At 32.8% G+C, this 20,616-nt stretch carries 21 protein-coding genes and 1 riboswitch; of the genes, 10 read left to right on the forward strand and 11 right to left on the reverse strand.

What is annotated here, in order from left to right; translation table 11 throughout:
- Nucleotides 1-168: 168 nt before the first annotated feature.
- The 3 genes from NSA01_RS07710 to NSA01_RS07720 all read right to left on the reverse strand — a co-directional run bounded on the left by NSA01_RS07710 (nt 169) and on the right by NSA01_RS07720 (nt 4,196).
- Nucleotides 169-1,692 carry an ABC-F family ATP-binding cassette domain-containing protein gene (locus tag NSA01_RS07710; protein ID WP_257480904.1) on the reverse strand — a complete coding sequence of 508 codons (1,524 nt, stop codon included), beginning with the start codon at nt 1,690-1,692 and terminating at the stop codon, nt 169-171.
- Between the two features lie 449 nt (nt 1,693-2,141).
- The gene (locus NSA01_RS07715; protein WP_257480905.1) at nt 2,142-2,516 is read right to left on the reverse strand and encodes a RidA family protein; all 375 of its coding nucleotides are present in this window, start codon (nt 2,514-2,516) and stop codon (nt 2,142-2,144) included.
- A 264-nt stretch (nt 2,517-2,780) separates the two neighbouring features.
- Complete coding sequence (locus NSA01_RS07720) at nt 2,781-4,196, reverse strand: sigma-54 interaction domain-containing protein (RefSeq protein ID WP_257480906.1); 1,416 nt, start codon at nt 4,194-4,196, stop codon at nt 2,781-2,783.
- Between the two features lie 159 nt (nt 4,197-4,355).
- Here NSA01_RS07720 and NSA01_RS07725 point away from each other — a divergent pair, with 159 nt between their 5' ends.
- From NSA01_RS07725 to NSA01_RS07750, 6 genes are all read left to right on the forward strand, one after another.
- Nucleotides 4,356-4,631, forward strand: a complete 276-nt coding sequence (locus tag NSA01_RS07725) for a NifU family protein (protein WP_257480907.1) — start codon at nt 4,356-4,358, stop codon at nt 4,629-4,631.
- Nucleotides 4,632-4,639: 8 nt separating this feature from the next.
- Nucleotides 4,640-4,882: a hypothetical protein gene (locus tag NSA01_RS07730; protein WP_257480908.1), complete on the forward strand. Its 243-nt coding sequence runs from the start codon at nt 4,640-4,642 to the stop codon at nt 4,880-4,882.
- A 74-nt stretch (nt 4,883-4,956) separates the two neighbouring features.
- Nucleotides 4,957-5,619, forward strand: a complete 663-nt coding sequence (locus NSA01_RS07735; RefSeq protein ID WP_257480909.1) for an isochorismatase family cysteine hydrolase — start codon at nt 4,957-4,959, stop codon at nt 5,617-5,619.
- Between the two features lie 4 nt (nt 5,620-5,623).
- Complete coding sequence (locus NSA01_RS07740) at nt 5,624-5,869, forward strand: helix-hairpin-helix domain-containing protein (protein WP_257480910.1); 246 nt, start codon at nt 5,624-5,626, stop codon at nt 5,867-5,869.
- 57 nt (nt 5,870-5,926) lie between these two features.
- Nucleotides 5,927-6,025: riboswitch (TPP riboswitch) on the forward strand.
- 37 nt (nt 6,026-6,062) lie between these two features.
- A complete protein-coding gene (locus NSA01_RS07745; RefSeq protein WP_257480911.1) occupies nt 6,063-6,716 on the forward strand; it encodes an energy-coupled thiamine transporter ThiT in 654 nt (217 codons plus the stop codon).
- Between the two features lie 122 nt (nt 6,717-6,838).
- The gene (locus NSA01_RS07750; RefSeq protein WP_257480912.1) at nt 6,839-7,282 is read left to right on the forward strand and encodes a helix-turn-helix domain-containing protein; all 444 of its coding nucleotides are present in this window, start codon (nt 6,839-6,841) and stop codon (nt 7,280-7,282) included.
- 22 nt (nt 7,283-7,304) lie between these two features.
- On the opposite strand, the gene NSA01_RS07755 is transcribed toward NSA01_RS07750, so the two are convergent.
- From NSA01_RS07755 to NSA01_RS07770, 4 genes are all read right to left on the reverse strand, one after another.
- A complete protein-coding gene (locus tag NSA01_RS07755) occupies nt 7,305-7,484 on the reverse strand; it encodes a DUF6440 family protein (RefSeq protein WP_257480913.1) in 180 nt (59 codons plus the stop codon).
- Between the two features lie 8 nt (nt 7,485-7,492).
- Complete coding sequence (locus tag NSA01_RS07760; RefSeq protein WP_257480914.1) at nt 7,493-8,836, reverse strand: butyryl-CoA:acetate CoA-transferase; 1,344 nt, start codon at nt 8,834-8,836, stop codon at nt 7,493-7,495.
- A gap of 93 nt (nt 8,837-8,929) precedes the next feature.
- Nucleotides 8,930-9,874 carry an ATP-binding protein gene (locus tag NSA01_RS07765; RefSeq protein WP_257480915.1) on the reverse strand — a complete coding sequence of 315 codons (945 nt, stop codon included), beginning with the start codon at nt 9,872-9,874 and terminating at the stop codon, nt 8,930-8,932.
- A gap of 2 nt (nt 9,875-9,876) precedes the next feature.
- Nucleotides 9,877-10,878 carry a DnaD domain-containing protein gene (locus NSA01_RS07770; RefSeq protein ID WP_257480916.1) on the reverse strand — a complete coding sequence of 334 codons (1,002 nt, stop codon included), beginning with the start codon at nt 10,876-10,878 and terminating at the stop codon, nt 9,877-9,879.
- A 99-nt stretch (nt 10,879-10,977) separates the two neighbouring features.
- Here NSA01_RS07770 and NSA01_RS07775 point away from each other — a divergent pair, with 99 nt between their 5' ends.
- Nucleotides 10,978-11,931 carry a 3'-5' exoribonuclease YhaM family protein gene (locus NSA01_RS07775; RefSeq protein WP_257480917.1) on the forward strand — a complete coding sequence of 318 codons (954 nt, stop codon included), beginning with the start codon at nt 10,978-10,980 and terminating at the stop codon, nt 11,929-11,931.
- 2 nt (nt 11,932-11,933) lie between these two features.
- The gene (locus NSA01_RS07780) at nt 11,934-12,527 is read left to right on the forward strand and encodes a hypothetical protein (protein WP_257480918.1); all 594 of its coding nucleotides are present in this window, start codon (nt 11,934-11,936) and stop codon (nt 12,525-12,527) included.
- Nucleotides 12,528-12,608: 81 nt separating this feature from the next.
- Here the strand turns inward: NSA01_RS07780 and NSA01_RS07785 are convergent, their stop codons facing one another.
- Both NSA01_RS07785 and NSA01_RS07790 read right to left on the reverse strand, forming a co-directional pair.
- The gene (locus tag NSA01_RS07785) at nt 12,609-12,857 is read right to left on the reverse strand and encodes a hypothetical protein (protein ID WP_257480919.1); all 249 of its coding nucleotides are present in this window, start codon (nt 12,855-12,857) and stop codon (nt 12,609-12,611) included.
- 35 nt (nt 12,858-12,892) lie between these two features.
- On the reverse strand, nt 12,893-13,030 hold the full coding sequence (locus tag NSA01_RS07790) for a hypothetical protein (RefSeq protein WP_257480920.1): 138 nt from the start codon (nt 13,028-13,030) through the stop codon (nt 12,893-12,895).
- Between the two features lie 165 nt (nt 13,031-13,195).
- On the opposite strand from NSA01_RS07790, the gene NSA01_RS07795 reads away from it, so the two are divergent.
- Both NSA01_RS07795 and NSA01_RS07800 read left to right on the forward strand, forming a co-directional pair.
- A complete protein-coding gene (locus NSA01_RS07795) occupies nt 13,196-14,548 on the forward strand; it encodes a butyryl-CoA:acetate CoA-transferase (RefSeq protein WP_257480921.1) in 1,353 nt (450 codons plus the stop codon).
- A 43-nt stretch (nt 14,549-14,591) separates the two neighbouring features.
- Entirely contained in the window at nt 14,592-15,386 is a 795-nt protein-coding gene (locus NSA01_RS07800) for an enoyl-CoA hydratase/isomerase family protein (protein ID WP_257480922.1), read from the forward strand.
- A gap of 53 nt (nt 15,387-15,439) precedes the next feature.
- On the opposite strand, the gene NSA01_RS07805 is transcribed toward NSA01_RS07800, so the two are convergent.
- Together NSA01_RS07805 and NSA01_RS07810 are read right to left on the reverse strand one after the other, a co-directional pair.
- Complete coding sequence (locus NSA01_RS07805) at nt 15,440-19,228, reverse strand: InlB B-repeat-containing protein (RefSeq protein WP_257480923.1); 3,789 nt, start codon at nt 19,226-19,228, stop codon at nt 15,440-15,442.
- A 47-nt stretch (nt 19,229-19,275) separates the two neighbouring features.
- A complete protein-coding gene (locus NSA01_RS07810; RefSeq protein WP_257480924.1) occupies nt 19,276-19,995 on the reverse strand; it encodes a hypothetical protein in 720 nt (239 codons plus the stop codon).
- Nucleotides 19,996-20,616: the final 621 nt, after the last annotated feature.

Genomic DNA, 20,616 nt, shown 5'->3' on the forward strand with positions numbered 1-20,616 from the left:
AGTGCCGGGGTATAAGGGGCAGAGCCCCTTATGTGGATTGTAAGGCGGAGCCTTGCAGAATGGCGGGTTGTAGGGTGGAACCCTACAGAGTATCGGGGTATTAGGGGCAGAGCCCCTTATGTGGGTTGTAGGGCAGTGCCCTGCATAGGGTTTTAGGGTCGAAACCTATTATAAATGAATTATTTTGTTAAAGAACCCCTTATAAAACTCCTCTTCGTGGGAGACAAGTATTACGCTTCCTTTAAAGGTGAGAAGTGCTTTTTTGAGTGCTTCTTTGGCGTTTTTGTCCAGATGATTGGTAGGTTCGTCCATAATGAGGAAATTGCATGGGCTTAATGTAAGCAGACACATCTTTACTTTTGCCTGCTCTCCGCCGCTTAAGGAAGCTATTTCCTGATTGGAATGTTTGAAGCTAATTCCGCATCTTGAAAGATGACGTCGTATTTCCTTTTCGGAAAGCTTTCTGAAGCTGTCTGAAACTATTTCAAGAGGCGTCATTTTATCGTCTTCCCAAGTGAGGTCCTGTTCGTAGTATCCGATGATGACCTGAGGGGAAAATTCAAATCCTCCGCCCAGCTTTTCGATATTTCCCGTAAGGGTCTTTAATAAGGTGGATTTTCCTATGCCGTTGAAGCCTGTTATAACCACCTTCTCTCCTCCTTTTACGGATAGGTTTATGTCTTTTAATACAGGGTAGTCATATCCAACTTTAAGGTTATTTACGCTAAGCTGTTCGGTGTTATTCAGAGGAAGGCTTTTTAAGTCGAAGACGGGATTTATTTCTCTTGTGTCCAAGGCTTCCATTTTATCCATCCTCTCCAGCTGTTTACGTCTGCCCTTAGCCATCCTAGTCTTTCTTCCCGCAATGTTCCTTCTTATGAATTCCTCGGTCTTCTTGATTTCTCTTTGCTGAGCGTTGTATTTTCTGATGTAGTCCTCTCTGAGCATTTCTTTCTTTTTGAGAAACTCGGAGTATGTCCCGTAGTATTTGTTTATCTTCCCGTTATCTATATCACATATCCTGTTGGATATATTTTCCAAGAAGGTATGGTCGTGGGAGACCACCATAAATGCGTTATCCAGATTTTTAAGGTATTCACTGAGCCATGCTACATGTTCTTTATCTAAAAAGTTGGTGGGTTCGTCCAAGAGGAGGACGTCGGGCTTTTGAAGAAGGAGCTTTGAAAGGATTACTTTAGCCCTTTGACCTCCGCTTAAATTCCTTATCTTTCTGTTAAGACCTATTGCATCAAGTCCGAGCCCCGTAGAGATCTGTTTGATTTTCGTATCTATTTCGTAAAAATCTTCTCTCTCCAGCCTTTCCTGATATCTACCCGCCTTTTCCAGTGCATCAAAATCACCCTCCGCGGATTTTATGTATAATTCGTTCATTTTGTCTTCCATGATGTATAATTCTTCAAATGAAGATTTCAGGAAGTCCTTTATTGTTATCTCATCGTCTATTTTTGCGTACTGGTCAAGATATCCGACTTTTATCTTTTTGTCCCACACGACCCTGCCTTCGTCGGGGACGGTAAGTCCCGTGCATATTTTTATAAAGGTGCTTTTACCCGCACCGTTCTGACCTACTATACCCATATGTTCGCCCTTATTTAGCGTCATATCCGCACCTTTGAATAAAACCGTATCCGAATATGAATGAAAAAGATTTTCTATATATAATAAACTCATTTTGTTTTCCTCGCTGATTTTTTATTTATTTTTATTCTTCGCCTTCATAAATGAATAAAATAAAATTCAAATAAAAAAGAAGGCGGTATCTGCCTTCCGTTTTAAATATAAAACAAAAGGCTACGGACCGTAACGCTGCCCATAGCCTAAATCTTTTATCGGGAAGAGAGCAATAAAATAAATCCTTTTAAAGGTTCATTTTACTGTTATTACTTCCCGATGAATATTTTATGCTCTGCACAACGTTCATCGTTAAATTGCACAGAGCTGAGTTTTCTGGTGATTTTGTCTGTTTCGTAAAAGTTCATGACTTTCTCCTTTTTTACTAAGCTCATGATAGCAGAGGTTTTGTTATTTGTCAAATGGAAGATTAAGGGGCTCTGCCCCTAGGAAGTTTGTTTCTTTAAAAAAGAAAACAAAAAGCACCCTACAGGGTGCTTTAAATCTAATTATTCAACTACCGCGATAACTTCAACTTCCACAAGCACGTCTTTGGGAAGTCTTGATACTTCCACGCACGACCTTGCAGGCTTTGAAATGAAGTATTTTTCATAAACTCCGTTAAAATCCGCAAAATCTTCGATATCACTTAAAAAGCATGTGGTCTTTATGACTTTATCAAATCCGCTTCCCGCTTCTCTTAATATCTCTTCTATATTTTGGCATACTCTATTAGCCTGCACTTTTATATCCCCTTCGATAATTTCTCCGCTTTCGGGGATTATCGGTATCTGTCCCGATGCATATAACATACCGTTCACGATAATTCCCTGCGAATAAGGTCCTATCGCTTGAGGTGCCTTTTTTGTTGATACTGTTTTCATATTATCTCTTCCTTTCAATCAAACTGGATTTATTATATCATATTTTATTATTTATTAAATTTTTTATATATAATTTTCCGATAATTTATTTATTAATTAAATCGTGCTGTATGACACTGTTTTACGAACATCTAGTAGCAGCATATGAAATTAAGATATATGAGAACGGTGACTAAATATAATACCAGATATAAATAATTTTAAATAAAAAAGAGTCTTAAATTTTAATCAAGACTCTAAAGTTAAAACGTATTATATTATTTTTTATTTTTGAGCATATCTCTTTCTCTTTCTTACAAAAGTAGACGGATCCATGTTCAAACTTGCCGCTGCATCTCTTACATTCTTATATTTTTTATATGCTTCATTTATATATTTAAGTTCTATACTTTCAACTAACTTTTTTAAATCTTTAGTTTCATTAAGTTCAATATTTTCAAAAGGGTTACTTTTAGGTGATATATTTAAAGGTAGATCCTTTGCATTTACTTTTTCTTTACTGCAAATAATCAGCCCTCTTTCAACTATGTTTCTAAGTTCTCTGATATTTCCGGGCCAGTCATAATTTTTTAATTTTTCCAATGCACTTTCGCTGAACTTCTTGTTAAATCCGTATTTATCATTAAAATTATTTATAAATAGGTTTGTTAGTGGGATTATATCTTCTTTTCTTTCTCTTAGAGAGGGGATATAGATAGGGAATACCATAAGTCTGTAATAAAGATCTTTTCTGAATAATTTTTTATCGACCATATCTTCCATATCTGCATTTGTTGCTGCAATTATCCTTACATCTATTTTAATTGGTTTTGTTCCGCCTATTCTCTCTATTTCCTGCTCCTGCAAAACTCTTAAAAGTTTCACTTGCATATTAAGAGGGAGTTCGCCGATTTCATCCAAGAATATCGTTCCTTTATCCGCGACTTCGAACAGTCCCGCTTTTCCGTTTTTATTTGCTCCCGTAAAAGCACCTTTTTCATATCCGAAAAGTTCACTTTCAACAAGGTTTGGAGATATCGCACCGCAGTTGATTTTTATAAAAGGTTTATCTTTTCTGTTGCTGTTTTTATATATATGATTTGCAAACAGTTCTTTTCCTACTCCTGTGTCTCCAAGCAACATCACCGTTGCATCTAGTCCTGCTACTTTATCGGCAATGTTTAATGCTTCTATGGATTTTTTATCAACGCAGATGATATCGTCAACTATAGTAGGATTATTATTTATCGGACTTAATTTGTGTTCTCTATTTGTGTCTATTATTTGTTTTCTTCCGATTTCTTCTTTTAAATTATATATTTCGGTTAAATCTCTTACATTGGTTACTACCATGATTATGTCTCCGTTATCATCTATGACCGGAGAGCTTGTTATCAAGGCTTTTTTTCCTGTTTTAAATTCCTGCTGAAGTGTTATAGGTTTCTTTTTTTGCATGGCAAGCAATGAACCTGAAACGGAAATAACATTATTTTTTACTAAATCAAGCATATTTTTTCCGATGACTTCTTCTTTTTTTAGTCCTGTTATCATCTCATAAGATTTATTCGCTTTTATTGTATTTGCATTTCCGTCCGTTATATATATTCCGTCAAATGAATTTTCTATAATAGCATCTAACCTGTCATTTGCTTCCTGCAAATTATTAAAAATACTAAAGTTATTTGTATCATTCTTTCCCATTTTTTTACCTCTGTTTCATTTTAACTCCTTTGTTGCAATAATGCAACTGTATTTTTGTCATAATATTGGTAATAAAAGTCATAATGATGTTTTATCTTTTTTTACTTGATATTATTTTGATATGAATATATAATGTGGTTATATTATCACGGAGGCAGTATGATGATCGATAAAATAGAAAAAGTACTTAATGAAAAAGTCAGACCTTCTCTTAACAGTCATGGGGGAGATGTAGTAATAAAGAGTTATGAAGATAATATACTTAGAATTCAATTAATAGGTCAGTGTTCTGGATGCCCAGCAGCAAGAACCACTAACGAAGATTTGATTAAAAGCAGCGTCATGGAAGAAATCCCCGAAGTAAAAGATGTTATTTTAATTGAAGAAGTAAGTGAAGAACTGTTGGATTTTGCTAAAAAGATTTTAAAACATTAAGGGTATTTATGAAAGTATTTATAAAATATTGCGGGGGATGTAATCCGAGGTATGACAGGGTAAGAGAGTTAGATAATTTCAAAAGAAAATATAAAGATATTGAGTTTACTTATGATTACGATAATGATGTCGATATTTGTTTAATCGTATGCGGCTGTAATTCTGCTTGTGCAGATGTTAGTTTTATTGATAAGAATATAAAAACATATATTATTAAAAGTAAACGAGAATTAGAAGATATTAAGTTATAATATAAAGCCGAGTTTATCGGTTTTTTTATTATATTGTGATATAATATGTTTAGTTATGATTCGGGGGTATAAAAATGGATAAATATATGCTTTTAAAACTGATTTCTTTATGTGTATTCTTGATACTTTTAATATATACACCTATATGGCTCACTTGGGTGTTCATAATGTATTTACTATTAAGATTAATAGTATTTGTACTTCCGACAAAAGGAAATGATACTTCTATAGTTGGAAAAGAAAGTGCTTTGTTCGTTTTGGATTTACAAAAGTGTAATTCCAAAAATAAGAATGATTTTATAAAGAGAGTCAATAAAGAAATTAAAATTGCAAAGGATTTGGATTATAATATCATTTATATCAAAAATGTATTTGAATATTATGACATACTATTTTCTTTATTCACCATGGGCGGTGGATTTTTAAAAGGAAGCGGTGATACCGAATTTGCTGATAAACTAAATATAAAGAGTGAAAATATATTTATTAAACATAATCAGGATGCATTTACCAATAAAGAGTTATCTTCTTTTCTTGTAAATAATGATATTGGGGATATTTATATCTCCGGTCAGGATGCGAGAGCTTGTGTATTAAAAACAGCTGTCGGAGCAAAGAATAGAGGATATAATGTTAAAATCATAAGAAATGCCATAAATCCTAATGATAATAGTATTATAAATAAAATAGAAAGTAAAAATATTAAAGTAATAAATTCTTTAAAAGACAATAGGTAAAGATATGAGTGAGCTTAGAAAAATTCCCGGAGTTGGAGCTAAAACGGAAAAGGATTTAATAGAACTTGGGTATAGAACGATAAACTCTTTAAAAGGTGAAGATCCCGAAGAAATATACTTAAGGGACTGTGAAAGAAGAGGTTTTCAGATAGACAGATGTCAGCTTTATGTATATAGATGTGCAGTGTATTATGCAAATGACGGAAAAGACAAAGAAAATAAAAAATGGTGGGATTTTAAAGATAAATAGCAATTTATCCCATTTGACTTTTGTTTTATTAAATGTTAGAGTATCAGAGTAATTAAATAAACAAGCTAGGGGAGCCATTAGGCTGAGAAAACAATTTGTTCACCCTTACTACTTGATCCGGGTAATACCGGCGTAAGGAAGCTAAAGAATTTGTTAAACCCCTCCTGTTTATATAAAATAAGGAGGATTTTTTATGTCTTTTTTTATAACTTCTACTGATAATGGATATGTTCTTAAATCTGCGGGATATATAGCTTTAGTCATTTTATTTTTATCGGTTTTATGTATAGCTACATTTTTATCAAAGAAGAGAGAACAAAAAAGAAAAAATACAAAAGAGTTAGTGTACTGTGCGATGATAATTGCTCTTGGGACCGTTGCATCATTCTTAAAAGTATATGAATTCCCATTTGGAGGTACTGTTACTTTATGCAGTATGCTGTTTGTATGTTTGGCAGGTTATTTTTACGGACCCGCCACAGGTGTTTTAACGGCAAGTGCATATGGTATCTTACAATTTATAGTCCAGCCTTATATAGTTTTTCCCCTTCAGGTATTGGTGGATTACTTATTTGCTTTTGGCTCTCTTGGTTTGTCGGGACTATTTTATAAATCTAAAAACGGACTGTTAAAGGGTTATTTGATCGGAGTTTTGGGCAGATATCTATTTGCGGTGATTTCGGGATGGATTTTCTTTTCTGAATATGCATGGGAAGGTTGGGCAGCTTTACCATATTCTTTAGTGTATAATGGTATATATATCGGTGCGGAAGCTCTTTTGACTGTTATAATCATATCCGTGCCTGCAGTAAAAAAAGGACTTGAGCGAATTAAAATTAATGCATAGAGTATAATTATATTTTTTGATTTTTATATATTTAAAGCACTTACAAGTTGCATTTAGAAACGTCAAGTTGGTTCAAATGAAATGTAAGGATGTTATAATTAAATAGTAACGGAGGTGCTAATATGAAAACAGGAGAAAAAATATCAAAAGCGAGGAAAAATATCAACTTAACGCAGGATCAGTTGGCGGAAGTCCTTGATGTTTCAAGGCAAACTATTTCCAAATGGGAATCGGATATTGCTTATCCTGAAGCAGGTAAACTTAAGCTTCTATCTGATACCTTAAATGTCAGTATAGATTACTTATTGAATGATGAAGCAGAGGAAACTAAAGTACCTGAAATGAAGCAGACATCGAATGGATATGAAGTAGATTGGTCTAAACTTTATCCTATTTTGAATAAATATGAAAAAGAGATATATATAAATCATTATTTTGATCTCTTTAGTAATTTGATTAAAGAAGCGATGAAAAAATATAATTATTCATTGGAAGATGCAACATTAGTTTTAAAAGATATTTATTATAAGGCATATCTTAAATTAAAAGAAGAAGAAAATAAATAAAAAGAACCCATATGGGTTCTTTTTATTCGTCATAAACTGCTGTTATTATTGGTTTTCCTTCTCTGTCAAGCAAAGGTGTCAGTCCTCCGGAATAACCATTTACATGATATAAATAATTCACACCGGTATTTCTGTCTACCCAAATTTCAGTTACAGTCATTGTTCCTTGTGAATAGGTCTTTTTAAATCTTGCTTCTTTCATTTATTTACCTACTTATTACTTCTTCTCCAAATGTTCATGTTTTCAGCGTCTTTTATAAGTTCATCTCTAAAATCAGGATGTGCGATACTTATGAGTGCTTCTGCTTTTTGCCATGTAGAAAGACCCTTTAAGTTGACTTTACCATATTCAGTTACTACATAATGAGTATTGGCTCTTGTATCGGTAACTACTGAACCAGGATGTAGTGTAGGAAGAATACGAGATTTTAGTTCGCCTTGTTTATTTTTAAATGTTGAAGATAAACAGATAAAGCTCTTTCCGTCTTTTGACAGATAAGCGCCAAGAACGAAGTCAAGCTGTCCGCCTGCACCGCTTATTTGTTTTGTTCCTGATGTTTCAGAGCTGACTTGTCCGAATAAATCAATATCTACAGCATTATTTATAGATATGAAATTATCGTGAGCAGAGATGATTCTTACATCATTTGTATAATCAACGGGAGCAGACATACATTCAGGATTGTTGTCTAAGTAATCATATAATTTATTAGTTCCCGCACCAAAAGCGTATGTTTGACGGAATCTGTTTAAGTTTTTCTTTGAACCGTTAATTTTTCCTGCATTTGCAATATCGACAAAACCGTCAACAAACATTTCTGTATGAACACCTAAATCTTTTAAATCTGATTCAGCAATCAAAGAACCTACGGCATTTGGCATACCACCTATACCAAGCTGTAAACAAGCTCCGTTTGGTATTTCTTCAACGATAAGTTTTGCTACTGTCTTATCAACTTCCGTTGCGGCACCGCCGCCGCCCATTTCTGCCATTGGAGGATTGTCTCCTTCAATTATCATGTCGACTTTGGAAATATGAATTGCTTCTTCGTAACCGCCAAGACATCTAGGTACATTTTCATTTACTTCAACAATGACTTTTTTTGCATTTTCACATGCTGCCATTAGATGTGAGGCACTTGGTCCGAAACTAAAATATCCGTGGTTGTCCATCGGTGCAACTTGCATAACCGCAATATCTGCTCCGGGAGTATTTCCGTCTCTGTAGTATCTTGGAAGTTCGGAGTAACGAATAGGTGCATAGAATGAGAATCCTTTTGCTATAGCTTTTCTTTCTATTCCTCCCATATGCCATGAGTTCCATGTAAAATGTTCTTTTGCATTATCTACTTTAAAAATTTCAGGTTCCCACATTAAAATACCACCCCTAATATTTAAGTCTTTTAGGTTTGGCAATATTTTTGCAAGTTCCTTATCAAATGCTACGGGAGTAGTCGTTGTCCATCCGTAGTCAATCCAATCTCCAGATTTTACTGCTTTTACCGCCTCAGCTGCGGTAACTAATTTTTGTCCGTATTCTTGTTTAAAATCCATACTAACATCCTTTCAATTATTAAAATGTAAATATATTTTATCATTTATAAGCATTTTCGGTCAATAGTTTATAGGTGGAAAATCAGTAAAATTTTACTGATTTTTTTTCATTTTGCTTGTTACCCTTATATCAGGACCAAAAAATTTTAAATATTTAAAATTGCTTACTATTCTTGAATATATTCTTGATTTGTATTTTTCTCTTATTTCATTTAAGGTAAGATTAGTTGTCATAATCATTTTTTTATTATAAGTCATTTTATAGTCTATTAACTTAAGTATTTCGTTATTCACATAATCACTCTGCGTTTCAATGCCAAGGTCATCTAAAATAAGCAGATCCACATCGAGAATTTCTTTTTTCTTTTTTTCCAAATCGGGATCATTAAAACTTTTAATTATATCTTCAAACTCTTTTGCCGTTAGGCAAATTACACTGTAACCTTTATTTAACAGCATTTTTCCCGTAGCTGCTGCCAAAAATGTTTTTCCGCTTCCTACTTTACCTGACATTAATAATCCAAGAATATTTTTTTCATCTTCAAATGTATTAATAAATTTAAGAGATTGTTCTTTGTTTTTTATTATATTCTCTCTCGGCGTTATTTGATATTTTCTTTTGTCATTGTCAAATAAGTTTTCATCAAAATTATCGAAACTTCCGTCTCTGAATAAAATACTGTTTTTCTTTTTTCTTTTTTTAAGATATTCTTTTAGGCAAGTACACATCTCATTGTTAACATAACCGCTGTCTTTACATTTTTCGCAGTCATATTTGAGACTTAAATAATCTTTATCAAAGCCTAATTTTTCAAGTTCTGTTTTTAGCTGATTGTTTAACTCTATATTTCTATTTTCAAAAATTTCATTTGATATATCATTCATACATGCATAAAGTCCGTAAGCATTTATCTTATCAATGATAGTTTTTATTGACGGATAATTTTTACACATTATATCTATTTTATTACTTAATTCTTTTTCTTTTACTTTTCTCTTATTATTGAAATTACTTACACTGATTTCTTTATCTTCCATGATTATTCTCCGCTCATCATTCTTTCAATATCTTCTTCGCTGTAATATTCATAATCAAGGTCACTTTGAATAGTTTCTTTTTTACTGTTATTTTGTGTTTTTGCATATTTATTTTGTTTAGGTTTTGTATCTTTATCTGTATTTATGTACATATTATAGATTATTTTATCTACATATTTAAAGCTTGGACGATTTGTTGAGATTGTTTCGTCGCAGGCTTTTAAAATCTGTTCCATGTTTAATTTATATTCATCAAACCATTTGTCAACCAAAGCTTCTTCCGGCTTTGTAATAAAAGAACCTCTGGTATTAAGACCAAGATATTTAAATATTTGCTGATATTCCTGATATCTTTTATCGCTTTTACTAAATTCTGTTGCAGCTTCATCAAATGTTTTAATTCCCTTTGAATAAAAATCCATAGCGACTGCATTCCAGTATTTTCTCTGTTTTATTTTTCTTTTTATCAAACATGTATTTACTATTAATTTAACTGTTTCCGCACTGAAAGAGTATTCTTCCATCCAGTCCGAAAACATCTCCATTTCCTGATGTGAAATAGGTCTACCAAGTCCTCCTTCTTCCATTGGAGCTTCAAATTCCTGACTTAAATCTTCGAAAAGATTTTGTTTTTTAGCATTATATTCTATAGTTTCGGAGTATGAACCATTTTTTTTGAATTTTTCCGGAGTAAATATCATTGTGGAAATATTTTTGTATTGTATCACATAATTTCTTTTGTCGGTATGCATAAATGTGATAACTTGTTTTTCGTGCCAGTATCTAAATGCTTTTACGACATCGGCTTCGCTCATTCCCAAAGTATTTGCTATTTTTCTGTTTGAAGGCATATCCTCAATAGAATTTTGAGTACACTTTAGTCCGTAAAGATATACTTTGACATAATCCCCCCTTGCCATAGGCATAAAGTGATTGATAAACATATTCTCTACTATTGTTACTCCGATATCATCATTATTATTTACAAGTTCAAATCTATTCATTAAAATTTCTCCAAAATAAAGTAAAACAATTATAGCATATTTTGTAACTTTAGTGTAGAATATATATTGTTATTGTATTTTATTTTTATGAGGTAGAAAATGATTAATGAACTTAAAGTTTCCGATAAGGTCTTTGACAATTTCTTATTAAAAGGTGTCACTTTACGTAGGGCTAGAAACGGAAAAGACTATTTGGATATAATATTAAAAGATAAAAGCGGAGAGATCCCTGCAAAGCTATGGAATGTAGATCCTACTATGAAAGACGTTTTTTCGGTAGGAGATACGGTTAAAGTCGGAGGAGAAGTAGACAGTTTTGGTTCTAATCCACAGGTTAAAATCGAGAGTATTGAAAAGGTAGAGCTAAATGATGAAGATATGGCTAAGCTCGTTGAAACAGCTCCTTTGAATTCTGATAAAATGTATGACGATATAATCGATACAATAGAGAATATAAAAAATGAAGATATTAAAATAATTACCAAAACGCTTACGGAAAAATATAAAGATAAATTTAAGAGTTATCCCGCAGCAAAATCTTTTCATCACGCTATGAAGAGCGGGCTTATGTATCATACATATACTATGCTTACGAATGCAAAGAAACTTACAGATACATATAAATTTTTAAATAAAGATTTGGTATTTGCGGGAGTTATCTTACATGATATATGTAAGACTGAAGAAATGGAGTGTAATGATATAGGTGTTGTCGAGTCATACAGTACTGACGGACAGTTGCTTGGACATATAATTCAGTGTGTATGTGAGATAGACAATGTAAGCAGGACATTGAGTATAAACAGTGAAGTCCCTTCACTATTAAAGCATATGATACTGTCTCATCACTATCATCCGGAATTCGGTTCTCCGAAATATCCTATGATACCCGAAGCTGAAATACTACATTACTTAGATATTCTAGATTCAAGGATGAATCAAATGGAAACTGCATTTAATAACACAAATGAAAATGAATTTTCAAGCAGAGTAAGAATGCTTGATAACAGAAATATTTATCACTATACACTTGATAATAAGGAGGAAGATTAATTATGACTGTACAAATGAGTGCACTTTTAGTAGTATTCATGATTGGATATTTCGGAATGCTTGCAATTAAGCTCGGAGGTTATATTAAAAATAATAAGAAGCTGGGGAAAATGGTTTATGAGGCTCCAAAGGGGCTTGAAAACACTGATTTTAAACAACAATTATTATATTTGATTTTAATCATAGCAGGTATATTAGTTTTGGATTTCTTGCATTTTTTAAATGAGACCTTATTTTTCTATTTGATAGGAATTATAGGTGTCTATTTTGGATTTGCTACATATTCGCTGTTCATGTGCGTTTTAGGCGGCAGAGGTATGTACGAATGGGGAGTTCGTACAATGACAGGTGCACTTACATATGATAATATGGATTCTTATGAAATCGAACAAAGAAAGAAACATAAAGGTCTTATCGTAAAATATAAACCTAAGTCAGGGTTTTTAAATGCTACACAAATAATGTTTATAGATTATGACGATAAGGACGAAATAAATAGGATTTCAAGACTTAATGTCGGAAAAGAAAAGGGTAAATCTGCATATGCTTATGCACCGACACCAAACAAGAAAAAAAGAGGAAAACGTAAAAAATAAAGACTGCCATGCAGTCTTTTTATTTTGTCTTTTATGGGAAAGATTGTCTTGAGCTGCGAGATTTCGCACCCCGCAATATACTTATTCCAGTATTTTAAAAAGTGCTAAAACTTTTTCATACTGAGAAAAATCACTAGGTAAGATTATTGCATATCCGTTTACAACCTTAACCTTTTCTGTTATATCGCTTCCAAGTGATTCCATTGTAAGTTTCCCGTCTTTTTCTGCGTTTTTATATTGATCACTGTCTTTATCAAACGCATATAATTCAAGTGTTTTACCGTCTGCAGATAATTTATATCCCGATTTTGCACCTACAAGTTCAAACATTGTTTCTTCCTCTGTTGCTTTAATCCCTATATTTGCTATTTCTGTCTTAATTCCTCTGCTGTGATTGGATTTTCCTTAGGCTGATCACTATCTGTATTACTGCCGCCGCAGGCTACAAAAGAAACCGCCATAAGACCGATTAAAAGTACTGCTATGATTTTTTTTAACTTCATGATTTCCCCTCCTAAATGAGACTATATATTTAGGATAATTTAGTATAAATGTAAATATTTTGACTTGTTTTTAACATTGACAGAAAACGTTTTCTAAGGTAATATATAAGTATAAATATAATGTTTTTTGAACGGATAATCGACTGATGAAAGGAAGTGTATATTATGGATTATCAAGCTAAATATAAGGAAAAGCTTACTACTGCAAAAGAGGCGGTAAAGGTAGTAAAATCGGGGGACTGGGTAGATTACAGTTTTTGTGCAAATCATCCTGTAGACTTGGATAAGGCTCTTGCCGAAAGGATGAAGGAAGATTCTTCTCTAAGAGATTTAAAATTCAGAGGTGGGATAGCATTATGGCAGCCGGAAGTAACAAAGCTTGAAGATGCACCCGGAAGACTTATTTGGAATTCCATACATACGACGGGGATCGAAAGGAAACTTATTAATTCCGGAATTTGTTATTATGTACCTATTCGTTATTCCGAAGTACCTCGTTATTACAGGGAAAATATCAAGCATGTCGACGTAGCTTTTATTCAAGTCGCACCTATGGATAAACATGGGTTCTTTAACTTTGGTCTTTCTGCCTCTCATTTGGCTGCACTTTGTGAGATTTCCGATACCGTTGTTGTTGAGGTTAATGAAAATATGCCGGTTTGTCTGGGAGGTTTTGAAGTAGGAGTACATATTGACGATGTCGATATGGTAGTTGAAAGTTCGAACAGACCTATGGCAGAAATGCCTTCAGGTAAAACAAGCGAAATAGATGAAGCCGTTGCCGAATTGATTGTTCCCGAGATACCTGACGGAGCATGTTTGCAGCTTGGTATAGGGGGTATGCCTAATGCAGTAGGTTCTTTGATTGCAAAATCTGATTTAAAGGATCTTGGCGTTCATACAGAAATGTATGTTGACTCATTTGTTGATATAACTATGGCAGGAAAGATAACAGGTAAGAGAAAAAGTATAGACAAAGGACGTCAGGTGTTTACTTTCGGAGCAGGAACACAAAAGCTTTATGATTTTGTGGATGCTAATCCGAGCATTATGGCGGCGCCTGTAGATTATGTAAATGATATCAATGTGATTGCAGGTTTAGATAATTTTATATCTATTAATAATACTGTTGAAGTAGACTTGTTCGGACAGGTTGCTTCCGAAACAGGGGGGACTCGTCATATAAGCGGTGCCGGAGGACAGCTCGACTTTGTTCTCGGTGCATATAAATCTAAAGGCGGTAAGAGCTTTATTTGCTGTTCTTCCACTGTTCCTACAAAAGACGGTTCACTTAAGAGCAGAATAAAACCTTGCATTACCGAAGGAGGTATAATTACGGCTACAAGAGCCAATACTCAGTATCTTGTTACGGAATACGGATTAGTTAACCTCAAAGGAGCTTCAACATGGGAAAGAGCAGAAAAAATTATTTCGGTTTCTCATCCTGACCTTAGAGACGAACTTATTAAAGAAGCTGACGAAATGCATATCTGGAACAGAACTAATAAACGTGTTTAATAATTAGTATATACTATTAAACAATTTGAAAGAGAGAAAAAATATGGAATATAAGAAAAATATTTATACTGTGGAAGATGGTATTGCTACGATTACAATGAATTATCCCGATAACTTAAATGCAATAGATATGGATATGGCAGAGGAGCTGCTTGATATACTGGACAAATGTGAAAATGATCCAAATGTAAAAGTTGTTATTTTGAAAAGCGGAGGAAAAGCATTTTCAGCGGGAGGGGATATAGGATATTTCTATAAAAATATTAAAGCCGGCGGAGATATAAATATGGACGATTTGATTGAGAGAGCCGGATATGTATCCTTGAATATAAAGAAAATGAGCAAGATAGTAATTACATCTGTTATCGGTGCTGCAGCAGGTGCAGGAGCAAACCTTGCATTATCCGGAGATTTTGTCGTTTGTGCGGATAATGTTAAGTTCATACAGGCTTTCATTAATCTGGGTTTGGTGCCTGATACCGGAGGGACTTATTTATTAAGTAAATCTATTGGTATAGCAAAAGCATTTGAGCTTTGTGCTACCGGAAAGCCTTTGGGAGCTGTAGAAGCTATGGAACTTGGAATTGTAAACAAGGTATGTTCTAAAGATGAGCTTGAAGAAACTACAATGGCTTTGGCTAAGAAAATTACCGAGGGTCCTTTGATTGCTTATAAAAACCTCAAAAAACAATTTTTTGAAGCAAACTATACAGATTATGAAAAATATTTAAAAGACGGCGAGGTTCCTACTCAGAGAGAATGTATAGCCTCCGAAGATTTTAAAGAAGGTGTATGTGCATTTATAGAAAAACGAAAAGCCGATTTTAAAGGTGAATGATTAAATAATTTTTACTGCATAAAAAAAGACCTCTAAATCAGAGGTCTTTTTAATTAATTATATTTTTTTGCTTTTTGTATCAATATTATCAAGCCTGTCAATGTAAAAATAGATAAGACTATCCAAATACCTAAATGATTGGTATCATTTGTATTTACCGTTGTAATATTATTTTTATTATTGTTTTTTCTGTTTTCCGATGTACCTGTACTATTATCATTTGGTTTTGTTGTTATCTGATTGTTATCACTTAATGATTTCCAGCCGGCATATAGAGTTATATTTTTTGTCACCTTATCTTTTTCAAAGTCCCATAGTCTACTACATTGTTTATCTATGTACCAACCTTTAAATTTATGGTTCTTTTTAGTCGGATCTTTAGGTATGGTAACCACTCCATTTTCTTCTACTTCCTGCGGTTCGATAAAGCTTCCGCCCATAGTATCGAATTTTACGGTATATGATACGATAGGTTTTGTACCGCTTACTTTGTATACCATTGTGTAAGTTGAAAATTTATTTGTGGATATTGTTACGGTTTCATTGATATTATCTTTATCACTTAATAATATAGAACTATAGGTACCATTTTCAAAATGTGTATGTATCATAGCATATGTGTAGATTAAATTATCTTTTGGTTTTAATTCATCAGGTATTTTAAAAGTTAAATCTACACTTTGAGGCATTTTTGTAATTTTCTCTGTTGCAATAGGGATACTGTCGTCTTTATTTTGATATTTTTCTTTTGTTACATCTACAATAAAATGTTTTCCTATATTATGATCCGATAATACATTATTGATTTTTTCTTGTTCTTCGTCTTTAGGTTTTTCGATATCATTGATTTCAATGACGATTTTTAATAGCTGCGTATTATTTTCTTTTACTTCCTTTATATCATTTTCATCTAAAGAGTATAGGAAACGTTTCTTTTGCTCTTCATCTATATTTACTATATCGTTTCCTCCTGTTTGTATCTTGATCGCAAGTTCAACTTCTATTTGAGGGATCTTTGATAAACTCTCATGAAGATTATCTGTGCTGTCTACATCTACTTTTTTCTTTTCTTCTTCACTAAGGGCTTCATAATCCAGTTTTGCATCAAGTATCTTGTCAATTTCCTCATCTTTTGGAGGTGTTGTTTCCTCTACTTTAGGCAGATTATTTATTATATCCTCCATTGTGTCTTTATCCAAAGGTTTAAATGACACTTCTATCGATGTGGTAATATCTGCTGTTAATGTATATATACTGCTTCTTAAATCATCATGTTTTTTTATATCATTTTTGACACTGACTCCGCCTACTTTAACATCATCTATTTGATATCCGTAATCCGGAGTAAAAGTGAAGTCCGTCGGTTCACCTTTACCTATCATTGTCTTTCCGCCGGGAGTTATAGTTCCATTGTTTGGAGTGTTAATATTTATTATGATTCCTTCTTTTAATATCCATACAGCTTTATCGCTTCCGACTTCTTTTTTGAGATAGTATTTATAATCCGGGTCGGTGAAATTAACTTTTCCCGTACTGGATTTATCGAATTCAAAAAACTCTATATCTTTATCCAGTGTTCCTGTAGTGTTTAATGTTAAGTTTCCGTCAAGTTTTCCACTGCCTGTTATTTTTCCTCCGCTAGGTATGGTTATTGTTCCATTTCCTGTTAAATTGCCTTTTATAGGAGTATTTTGAACAGATTTTGTAATTAAACTACCTTCTTTTTCAATATCTATATCATTTATATTCATTAAGTGGTACGGAGAGTCTGTGCCTGTATAAGTAAGTGTTAATTCTGCGTTATTATTTATTTTTACATTAGTTTGTTTTGTGTTATCGGTAGAGTAAATTCCGGTTGTGTATGTACTGGTTTTGGTTTCTATTTCATTTCCTGCTTCGACCAATACTCTTCCTGCCGAACATGTTGTGCCGTTTTGGTATGAGAATATATATTTACTGTTTGTTGTTGAACCGAGAAGAGATATAATCGAATCATTTTTTATTGAGCTATGATTTGAACCCAAAGCATAAATATTTGCGTTAATAGTACTATCTTTTATGTTTAGTCTGGCATTTTTTTCTATATCGCAGTAATTAACACCTCCGGTATATATGCCTTCATTTACTTGCGAGTTTTTTATGGTTGTATCTACATTACCTGATATATTTGCTTTTCCCGGGTCGTTTTCATTGTAGGAATAAGAAGCACTTCCCGGATATACACCTTTGATATCTAAATTAGATAAATTATGAGTTATATTGCCATCAATATTTACATTACCGTTGGCAGCGTAAAGTCTTCCTCCTCCTAAGAAATAATTTATATTTCCTCCTTTTAAATTCGTATTTATATTTCCCGTTATTTTAATTTCACTTTTATTCATATTATTTTGAATATATCCACCACATATAAATTGATTTGCCTTAAGTCCGTCTTCAGCAGTTATCACTATTGCGTCTTTTGAATTATTGTTTCCAATATTAGCTTTTCCCGAACCTGCATTTATAAAGCTTCCGCCGTATAACCATTTTCCGTCAAAGTTATTATTTTTGCCATATTTAATATTAATACTTTCTTTAACATCTGTACTGGCATTTATAGCTTCATTAATATATCCTCCTCCAATTATGTTCCCTGAAGCTAAGTTTATATTATCTCCGAATTCTAGGTTTGTGCTTCCTACATTTGCAGAAGAATTTTTACAGCTTGATGTTCTTAATACTCCGCCGGCACATATACCTCTTTGGAAATTTAGGTTATCTTCCAATTTTATACCGGTACTTCCTTTTACATCAACATTTGCATTAGGCTGTTCTGTATATCCTCCTCCAATGATATTCAGACCGGTAGTGCTGCCGCTTATTAATGTTGTTCCTTCGTGTATAGTAATATCAGTGCTTCCTACGGTAGCCTCTGATTTGGAACCTTCCGGTGTATATTCACATAAACCTCCTCCTATTATCAGGTTTACGTTTTCGTATTTAGCTATTTGATTATCTATCTTGTATAAATCCAGCTTTATCTTTCCCTCTACATTTGCGGTTCCTCCCCATAAGGCATATCCGCCTCCGGTGAGACCCATGCTGCTTTCCCAGCATACCCTGGCACTTTTTATAGTTACATTTCCTTCAACATTTAATACAGCGTTAGAATATAGTGCTTGTCCGCCTCCAAAAAATCTATTAAACGCTTGGTTGTTTTCCTGTGAGACTGAGGCATAATTATCTTTGATAGCTTCAATATTTATATTACCTTTTACCGTAAGCGTTGCATGATTGGTGTCAGATTGTGTTCCCATTGCTCTTCCGCCGCCATATAATTCCATTTCATTGTCATTTGCACCTTTTGCGCTTCCGGTAAATATTATAGAAATATTGCCTCCGACGCTGTTTGTACATGTAGTGTTGGTTGTTTTATATACATATGAAGAAGGTCCGGCATGTCCACCTCCGTATACTTCTTCAGATAGTCCTTTTATAAATATATCCACAGAACCGGAGACACTGCTTGTGCTTGTTAGTTTTACATCTCCGCTATTAGGGACCGTCGCCATGCTTCCTCCGTAAATATATCTTGCCTGACCGGTTTCCTCGATAGTTATCTTTGCTGAACCGTGCATATTCGCAGTTATATCGGTATTGTCAGCGTTTGCGGAAGATAAACATCCTCCGACTAAATTAGTATATACTCTGCCTTTTACTTTTATATTTGTATTTCCCGTTAGGTCTGCATTTTTACTTCCGCCATATATATTTGTAACGGCAGAATTTTCATTAATCGTTACATCTGCGTTTGAAGATATATCTTTTCCGTTACCGCCTCCGTATATGGTAGATCCCATATCTATATTGCTGTCAAGTGTAAATTTGATCCCATTTAAAAATATGCTTACTTATCGTATTCATCGACTTTTACTGACGGCAGATCCGTTTTTATGGTTAAAGAAGTTATTCCTTTATTTGTTGGGATTTCCACCGTCTTATAATCATAACCGGTATACAAAGCATCCGTGACGTTGAATATAACATCACCTGCATTATCATCCGGAAGAGCATTTAAAGCTTCTGTGAAATCTTTATAATCTCCGCTTGTACCTATTTTATATTCGTTATCTGCACTTCGTACTTTTTTTGATTTTTCAGATGTATTTTTTGTATTTTTGCTTTCTTCTTTTTTTACGTCTTCATTTATTTTAACTTCTATGGTTGGGATATCTTCTTCTTTTATTTCTTTAGATAATATATACTTATCTTCAAAAATCGGTTTAAATATGTAAGAAGTGTTTTCTTTGCCATATTCCGGACATTCCCATGATACATCCAGTGAGGTTGGATTACTCCCATTATTAAGATAAACATCCACTACGTCCGGTAAATCTAAATTTTCAATAGGTATCTTTTCTTTTAGGATGATTTCTTTTACATCTAAGTCCCCGAACTTAGTTATTGTATTTTCCCCGACATCATCTTCACTTTGATTTGTTTTGACTGATACATTTTCATTATTATTTTCATTTATAGTCTGAGCAAATATACTTGATAAACCAAAATAAAAACATAACGAGAATATGAGTAACACAATCAAAGATTTTTTTACTGTTTTTTTCATTTTAATCCCCCTTAGCAAAATTATAATAGTAAATTAAAAAACGCTTTTATTGTTATTTAACAATAATTTTAGAATTGTAAATATAGTTTTATTTTTATGGTTATAACTATATAATGTCGCAAAATGTATACATTTTGCGACACTTATGGTATATTAAATATAAATAAAATATAGCTATTGTTTTTATATTTATATTACAAATATTTAAAATATATTAAATAAAATGACAAATTATTTTGTTTTTATACTTTTGTTACTTTATTTTATAGTTTTAGTAGCGTTTTAAGTCATAAAATTGTTTTATAATTGATGCATTTTAAGTTATATTTATCACTTATAATTATTCTTATATTTTGATAATTAGAGAATAAATTAATTTGATATAAAATAGGGGAGAGAGTTTATATACTCTTTTTTTGATTGATTTATAAAGAGAAATAAAAAAAACTAAAATGTGCTTTATGAAAATGTATATTTCTTTTAGTATTCATTTAAAATAGCTCTATTTGAGTTTTTGTGTGCTTGTTAGATGTTTGTTAGAAAATGAGAAAATGATTACTGTATGTAATATTAGAAATATAATAGTAATGAGGTATTTAGTGTGATAAAAATAATAAAAAA

Origin of the sequence: Anaerofustis stercorihominis, assembly GCF_024623185.1 — a bacterium.
Taxonomy (GTDB): Bacteria; Bacillota; Clostridia; order Eubacteriales; family Anaerofustaceae; genus Anaerofustis.